Below are 6,921 nucleotides of genomic sequence, written 5' to 3'. Positions count from 1 at the left end.
CCGGCCAGCTCCAGCTCAACGCCTTCGAACCCATCATCGTCCACAGCCTCCACAAGAGCATCTCCCACCTCGAAGCCGCGTGCCGCACCCTCACGGCCCGCTGCGTCCGGGGCATCACCGCCAACACCGAACACCTTCGCCTCACCGTGGAACAATCCATCGGCCTCGTCACCGCCCTGAACCCGCAACTCGGCTACGCCACAGCCACGGCCATCGCCCAGGAAGCCCTCGCCACCGGCAAGGGCGTCGCGGAACTAGTCCTCGAACACGGCCTGCTCACCGACGAGCAGCTCACCGAACTCCTCAGCCCGCACCGCCTGGCCAACCTGAGCAAGTAGCGCCCCTCCGAACCCCGAAGGACCCCCATGACTTCTCCTGACACTGCCCGCGCCCAAAAACTGCCCGCTCAACAGCAGACCCAGCCACAATCCGCCGTCACCGACCACACCATTCCGGCGCATGCCCACGCCTCGGGAGCTGCGCTCCACGCCGAGGACCAGGGCTACCACAAAGGCCTGAAACCCCGGCAGGTCCAGATGATCGCGATCGGCGGCGCCATCGGCACCGGCCTGTTCATGGGCGCCGGCGGCCGGCTCGCCACCGCCGGTCCGGCCCTGATCATCAGCTATGCCGTCTGCGGGTTCTTCGCCTTCATGATCCTGCGCGCGCTCGGCGAACTCGTGATGCACCGGCCCTCGTCCGGCTCGTTCGTGTCCTACGCCCGCGAATTCTTCGGCGAGAAGGCCGCGTTCGTCACCGGCTGGCTGTACTGGCTGAACTGGGCCATGACCGCGATCGTGGACATCACCGCCGTCGCGCTGTACATGAACTTCTTCAAGAAATACTGGGCGCCCATCGCGGACGTGCCGCAGTGGACCTGGGCGCTGGCGGCCCTGATCCTGGTCCTGGGCCTGAACCTGATCAGCGTCAAGGTGTTCGGCGAGCTGGAATTCTGGTTCGCGCTGATCAAGGTCGTGGCGCTCGTGTCCTTCCTGCTCGTCGGCATCTACTTCGTCATCTTCGGCACGCCCGTGGCCGGGCAGGAGGTCGGCTTCAGCCTCATCGCTGACAACGGCGGCATGTTCCCCAATGGCCTGCTGCCGGCCATCGTGGTGATGCAGGGCGTCGTGTTCGCCTACGCCTCGATCGAACTGATCGGCACCGCCGCCGGCGAGACCGAAAACCCCGAAAAGATCATGCCGCGGGCCATCAACACGGTGATCGTGCGCATCGCTGTGTTTTACGTCGGCTCGCTCGTGCTGCTCTCCCTGCTGCTGCCCTACAGCTCCTACAAGGCCGGCGAAAGCCCCTTCGTGACATTCTTCGGCTCCATCGGGGTCGACGGCGTGGACGCCATCATGAACCTCGTGGTCCTTACCGCGGCGCTGTCCTCGCTCAACGCAGGCCTTTACTCCACCGGCCGGATCATGCGCTCGATGTCCATTTCCGGTTCCGCGCCGAAATTCGCCGGCCGGATGAACAAGTCCGGTGTCCCCTACGGCGGCATCGCCCTCACTGCCGCAGTGGCTGTCCTGGGCGTGATCCTGAACGCCGTGGTCCCGGCCGAGGCCTTCGAGATCGTCCTGAACGTCGCATCGCTCGGCATCATCAGCACCTGGGCCATGATCGTCCTGTGCCAGATGCAGCTCGCCCGGCTCGCAGCCCGCGGAGAACTGCTCCGGCCCGCGTTCCGTATGCCGGGCGCACCCGTCACGGGCTGGATCACCCTGGCCTTCCTCCTGGCGGTGCTGGTCCTCATGGCCTTCGACTCGCCAGTCGGAACGTGGACCATCGCCTCCCTCGCGGTCATCATCCCGTTGCTGATGCTCGGCTGGCGCCTCTGCCGGCACCGCATCCTGGAGATCGCCGCCGTCCGCGACGGGTTCACCGGCCCGTATCCGCTCGTGGCCAACCGACCCGTGCGTGGGACCGGCGGGGATTCGGAGTAACATCCCGGCAGTCCGGGTCCGCGTAACGCAACGTCCCCGCAACCTCTCCTGCACGTGGTTCGCATATGCTCAGCGGACAGACTCAACATGGCTCAGCGACGAACCACCCGGGAGACAGCTCATGACCAATTGGCGGATCAGGGATTTCCATTCGGCCGATCTTGACGGGATCCTGCACCTCTGGGAATCCCTCAAGGCCACCAACGTCGAGCCGGTCTACGCCCTCTCCGAGGTGCTCGCCTCCTGCGAAAAGGACCACGCCGTCGTCGCGGTGCAGGGCGAGCAGGTGGTGGGCGCCGCCGTCGGACGCGCCGCCCACGACCAGGGCTGGATCGTCTTCCTGGCCACCCTGCCCGATTACCGGGGCCGCGGCATCGGCACCTCGCTGCTGGCCTCAGTCGAGAACCGGATGGCCCCGCACGGGCTCAACAAGCTCTCGGCCCTGATGCCCGAATCCGAAACCCGGGTGGAGGCCTTCCTGAGCCGCGGCTTCGCCCTGAAGAAGAACCTGCGCTACTTCGAGCGGAAAATCCCGGTCCAGCGCCAGGAACTCGAGCCGCTCAGCCAGCTCGGTGGCCGGATCCTGGCCCGCGACCTCTGGGAAAACGTGGCGGGCATGCGCAACGAGAAGGAACTGCTGGAACGCCGGCTGGTCCTTCCCCTCGCCGAGGCCGACCTCGCCGACGAATACGGGGTGGTGCCGCCCCGGGCGGTGGTCCTCTTCGGCCCGCCCGGTACGGGCAAGACGACCTTCGCCAAGGCCATCGCCTCCAGGCTGGAGTGGCCGTTCGTGGAGGTATTCCCCTCCCGGCTGGCCTCAGACCCCAAGGGGCTGGCCGGGGCGCTGCGCGAGACCTTCCTGGAGATCGCCGAACTCGAGCACGCGGTCGTGTTCATCGATGAGGTGGAGGAGATCGCCTCCCAGCGCTCCGGCGAACCGCCGTCGCCCCTGCAGGGCGTCACCAACGAACTGCTCAAGATCATCCCGGCCTTCCGCGAACAGCCCGGCCGGCTGCTGGTCTGCGCCACCAACTTCATCCGCGCCCTGGACTCCGCATTCCTGCGGCACGGCCGCTTCGACTACGTCATCCCGATCGGCCTGCCGGACCGCCAGGCCCGCGAGGCCATGTGGCAGCGCTTCATCCCTGCCACCGTGGTGGACGACGTCGACGTCGAGCTGCTGGTGGACCGCACCGAGGGGTTCTCCCCCGCGGACATTGAGTACGCGGCCCGCAGCGCCTCCCAGCGGGCGCTGGAAAAGGCGGTGTACGACGACGGCGGCGCGGCGTCCGGCGGCAGCGCCTCAGTCCGCGAAGCCGTCCGGAAGGGTCCGGCCACCCAGGACTACCTCGACGCGATCGCCGACACCCGGACCACGGTCAGCGCCGAAGTGCACCAGCAGTTCCTGGAGGACATCGACGACCTAGGGCGCGTCTAGGGGAAGCAACGCGGGGTCAGTTGCGGCCCATGTTGGGGCTCTGCATGGGCGCCAAGTGACCCCGCGTTGCAGTCATTGCCGAGCCGTCATTGCCTAGTGGAGGCAGCGTGATGTTTCTCACAATTGTGAGCGGCCTGGCCTGGACCGTGGTCTACGTCGATGCCATCCGGATCGGTTTCAAGGACCGGAGCTACGCGATCCCGGCCGCCGCGCTGGCCCTAAATTTCGCCTGGGAGGCCATCTACGCCATGCGCTCCATCGCGACGGGAATCACCGCCCAGGGGGTCTTCAATATCGCGTGGGGACTGGCCGACGTCGTGATTGTGTACACCTTCCTGAAGTTCGGCCGCTCCGAGCTGCCGGGCTGGGTGACGCGGCGGCTGTTCATCGGCTGGGCGCTCCTGCTGGGCGTCACGTCCTTCGCGGTCCAGCTGCTGTTCGTCGTCCAGTTTGGCTGGGACGACGCGGCCCGCTACGCGGCGTTCCTGCAGAACCTGCTGATGTCCGGGTTGTTCATCGCCATGTTCGCCGCCCGGGGCGGCACCCGCGGCCAGACCCTGCTGATCGCCGTGGCCAAGTGGGTCGGCACGCTCGCGCCCACGATCGCGCTGGGCTGGTACGGCAACTCGCCCCTGATCCTGGGCGTGGGGGCGCTCTGCAGCGTTTTTGACCTGGTGTACATCGGCCTGCTGTGGCGGGCCCGGCAACCGGGAGCCGCTAGAGGGTGACGACGATCTTGCCCTTGGCGTGGCCCTGTTCGAGCGCGGCGAAGGCTCCCCCAATGTCCGCGAACGGGTAGGTGCGGTCCATGACCGGCTGCACGTGGCCGGCGTCGACGAGGGCCGCCAGGGTGCGCAAATCATCCCCGCTGGGGTGCATGAACAGGTAACGGTAGCTGGCCTTCGCCTTCCGGGCGCGGCGGCGGATGCCCATGCTCATCAGCCAGAACGCGGCCGTGATCATCGGCGGCGAGCCCAGGTCTTTCGTCGCGGTGAGCGGCTCGGGAACGCCGGCGATGGATACCACCCTGCCGCCGGACTTAAGAATGCGGAAGGAATCCCTGAGGGTCACGCCACCGACCAGGTCCAGGACCGCATCGAAATCATGCAGTACCGCGGAGAAGTCCTCCCGGTTGTAGTCGATGACGGCGTCCGCCCCCAGCCGGCGCACCAGCGCCTCGCCGCGGGCCGATGCCGTGGTGGTGACCTGGGCGCCGAGATACGTCGCGAGCTGGATGGCGAGTGTTCCCACCCCGCCGGCGCCGCCGGAGATGAAGAGCCGGGTGCCGCGGCCCACGGCAAGTTCATCGCGGAGGGCCTGCAACGCCGTGAGCCCGGCCAGCGGCAGTCCTGCGGCCTCGGCGAATCCGAGCGACGCCGGCATGGCGGCCACCAATTCCTGCTGCACGCACACCAGCTCGGCGAAGGCTCCAAGCCTGGCCTTGTCCACCCGGGCGTAGACGCGGTCGCCGATGGAAAAGCGGTTGGGCCCGGGTCCGATTGCTTCCACCGTCCCGGCGAGCTCGCAGCCGGCAACGATCGGCAGGCGGACATGGCTGATGGGCCGGAGCGCGCCCCCGCGGAACTTGAAGTCCACCGGGTTCAGCCCGGCCGCGGCGACCTTGATCCGGACGTCACCCGGGCCGGGCTGCGGAACCGGAACATCCTGGAGTTCCATGGCGTCCGGGCCGCCGTAGCGTGTGAGGACGTAGGCGCGCATGCTCAGTCCCGTGCGGACCCGGTGTCGCCGGCCGGAGCATCGCCCGGCGCAGCTTCCGCGTCTGCTGCAGCGGCCATTGCCGGGGCGTCTGCTGCTGCCGTATCTGCTGCCGGGGCGTCATAGGAGAGGAACTCGTAGTCCGTGTCATCCGCCTCGTCGAGCATGTCGTCGAGTTCGTTCAACAGCCAGGGATTGACCCGGGCCAGGATTTTCCGGGTTTCCTCGACAGGAACGGCGGCGTAGAGCACCGGGCGGGCATCGTTGTAGCGGGTGACCGGGGGCTTGTCCGGCCACTTCTCGGCCAGCGCCTTGACCCGTTCGGGCAGCGAATTGTGCGCGTTGTCGGCAATCTTAACGAGCGTGGCGTCGTGGTCCTCGGCGATGTACCGGATGCCGGCCTGGTAGTCGTCCGGATTCTCATGCAGGCGCTTCGTGACCCGCTCGATGATGTCCGCGGCACGCTCGGAGACCCCCATGTCCAGCAGTGCCTGCCGCGTCATCGGGGTGTCCTCCGCGATGTCGTGGAGGTACCCGGCGATCCGGATGTCGTCGTCGAAGTCCGCCAGGGCGTCCCCGACGGCGAGCACATGTTCCCGGTATGGCCGCTTGAGCTTGTCCTTCTGGCGGTTGTGGGCCACCTCGGCCAGGACCTTGGCTGTCTCGACGGTGAAGCGGGGCTGAGGGTGTGCAGGCTCGGTCATGAATCCAGCCTACGCGCCGCGGCTGTCCGTCCCTGCCCGGAGGCCGGTTCCCGGATGCGCCCCCTTGTGCGCTCCCGGCACCCCGGGCCACACCCAGGGCTCGCGGGGCAGGGCCGCCGGGTCGAAGGCGGCGAGGACATCGTCGAGGCGGCCCGGCGGGAGGCCAAGGGAGCCCAGCAAAGTGTCCCGGACCTGGTCCGCGCCCACCCCGGCCAACGCCAGGTCGGCCAGCGTGACGGCGCCGTCACGCTTGGCCAGCCGGGCGCCGTCGGCGTTCAGTACCAGCGGCACATGCGCATATTCAGGAACAGGCATATTGAGCAGCGACGCCAAATAGGCCTGCCGCGGCGTGGACGGCAGCAGGTCATCGCCGCGGACCACCTGGTCGATGCCCTGCGCGGAGTCGTCCACCACCACGGCCAGGTTGTAGGCGGTCACGCCGTCGTTGCGCCGGAGCACGAAGTCGTCGACCACCCCGGTGTAACTGCCGTGGAGCACGTCCCGCACCGTCACCTCGGCCACGGTGGAGCGGAGCCGGACAGCCGGCGGCCGGGCGGCCCGCTTGGCCTCGCGCTCGGCGCCGCTGAGGTTCCGGCACGTTCCCGGGTAGGCGCCCAGCGGAGCGTGCGGTGCCGAGGGGGCCTCCTGGATTTCGCGGCGGGTACAGAAGCACTCATAGGTCATGCCGGCCGCCGTCAGCTCCGCGATCGCCCCGTCATACAGGTGCTCACGCTCCGTCTGGCGCACGACGCCGCCGTCCCAGTTCACGCCGATCGCCGCCAGGTCGCGGAGTTGCTCGGCCTCGGCGCCGGCCCGGGCACGGTCCAGGTCCTCCACCCGCAGCAGGAACCGCCGCCCCCCGGACCGGGCGAACAGCCACGCCAGGATGGCCGTCCGGAGGTTGCCCACATGCAGTTCGCCGGAGGGACTGGGGGCGAAGCGGCCAGCTGAGGTCATGGGATAAGCCTATGCGGAGCAGCACAAGAGCCCCTCAGCTACCGATGACTTCGGGAAATCCGGCGTCGGTGGCTCAGGGGCTCTTGCCGCGAGTGCGTTGTGCGGAATGACGATGCGTGAACAAGAGTCAGTCAGCGGCTGGTTCCTTGCGGGAGCC

The 6,921-nt window shown here is 68.2% G+C and carries 6 protein-coding genes and 1 pseudogene; 4 read left to right on the top strand and 3 right to left on the bottom strand.

The annotated features are described in order from the left end of the window. The 4 genes and pseudogenes from aspA to AC1DFR_RS19130 form a co-directional block, all read left to right on the top strand. Window positions 1-338 (top strand): annotated as a pseudogene (gene aspA / locus AC1DFR_RS19145) (aspartate ammonia-lyase); the annotation flags it as partial. Between the two features lie 27 nt (window positions 339-365). Further along, window positions 366-1,949: an amino acid permease gene (locus AC1DFR_RS19140; RefSeq protein ID WP_476857715.1), complete on the top strand. Its 1,584-nt coding sequence runs from the start codon at window positions 366-368 to the stop codon at window positions 1,947-1,949. Between the two features lie 121 nt (window positions 1,950-2,070). Beyond that, window positions 2,071-3,387, top strand: coding sequence for an ATP-binding protein (locus AC1DFR_RS19135; protein ID WP_230008091.1), 1,317 nt, complete (start codon window positions 2,071-2,073; stop codon window positions 3,385-3,387). Window positions 3,388-3,497: 110 nt separating this feature from the next. Continuing rightward, the gene (locus AC1DFR_RS19130) at window positions 3,498-4,115 is read left to right on the top strand and encodes a transmembrane-type terpene cyclase (RefSeq protein ID WP_476874195.1); all 618 of its coding nucleotides are present in this window, start codon (window positions 3,498-3,500) and stop codon (window positions 4,113-4,115) included. Here AC1DFR_RS19130 and AC1DFR_RS19125 read toward each other — a convergent pair. The 3 genes from AC1DFR_RS19125 to gluQRS are packed head-to-tail and all read right to left on the bottom strand — an operon-like array spanning window position 4,105 to window position 6,764. Beyond that, entirely contained in the window at window positions 4,105-5,106 is a 1,002-nt protein-coding gene (locus tag AC1DFR_RS19125; RefSeq protein WP_476874191.1) for an NADP-dependent oxidoreductase, read from the bottom strand. The genes AC1DFR_RS19130 and AC1DFR_RS19125 overlap by 11 nt on opposite strands. A 2-nt stretch (window positions 5,107-5,108) precedes the next feature. Beyond that, entirely contained in the window at window positions 5,109-5,807 is a 699-nt protein-coding gene (locus tag AC1DFR_RS19120) for an HD domain-containing protein (protein WP_476874190.1), read from the bottom strand. Window positions 5,808-5,816: 9 nt separating this feature from the next. Next, window positions 5,817-6,764, bottom strand: a complete 948-nt coding sequence (gene gluQRS, locus AC1DFR_RS19115) for a tRNA glutamyl-Q(34) synthetase GluQRS (RefSeq protein ID WP_476874189.1) — start codon at window positions 6,762-6,764, stop codon at window positions 5,817-5,819. Window positions 6,765-6,921: the final 157 nt, after the last annotated feature.

It is taken from the genome of Arthrobacter sp. 05T410 (assembly GCF_056396505.1).
Note: the sequence above shows the minus strand (reverse complement) of the source record. Positions and strands in the feature narration are given on the sequence as shown.

Excerpts from the sequence above, each read along its gene's own strand:
- AC1DFR_RS19140 (WP_476857715.1), top strand. The coding sequence starts at position 366 with ATGACTTCTCCTGACACTGCCCGCGCCCAAAAACTGCCCGCTCAACAG.
- AC1DFR_RS19130 (WP_476874195.1), top strand. The coding sequence starts at position 3,498 with ATGTTTCTCACAATTGTGAGCGGCCTGGCCTGGACCGTGGTCTACGTC.
- gluQRS (WP_476874189.1), bottom strand. The coding sequence starts at position 6,764 with ATGACCTCAGCTGGCCGCTTCGCCCCCAGTCCCTCCGGCGAACTGCAT.
- AC1DFR_RS19120 (WP_476874190.1), bottom strand. The coding sequence starts at position 5,807 with ATGACCGAGCCTGCACACCCTCAGCCCCGCTTCACCGTCGAGACAGCC.
- AC1DFR_RS19125 (WP_476874191.1), bottom strand. The coding sequence starts at position 5,106 with ATGCGCGCCTACGTCCTCACACGCTACGGCGGCCCGGACGCCATGGAA.
- AC1DFR_RS19135 (WP_230008091.1), top strand. The coding sequence starts at position 2,071 with ATGACCAATTGGCGGATCAGGGATTTCCATTCGGCCGATCTTGACGGG.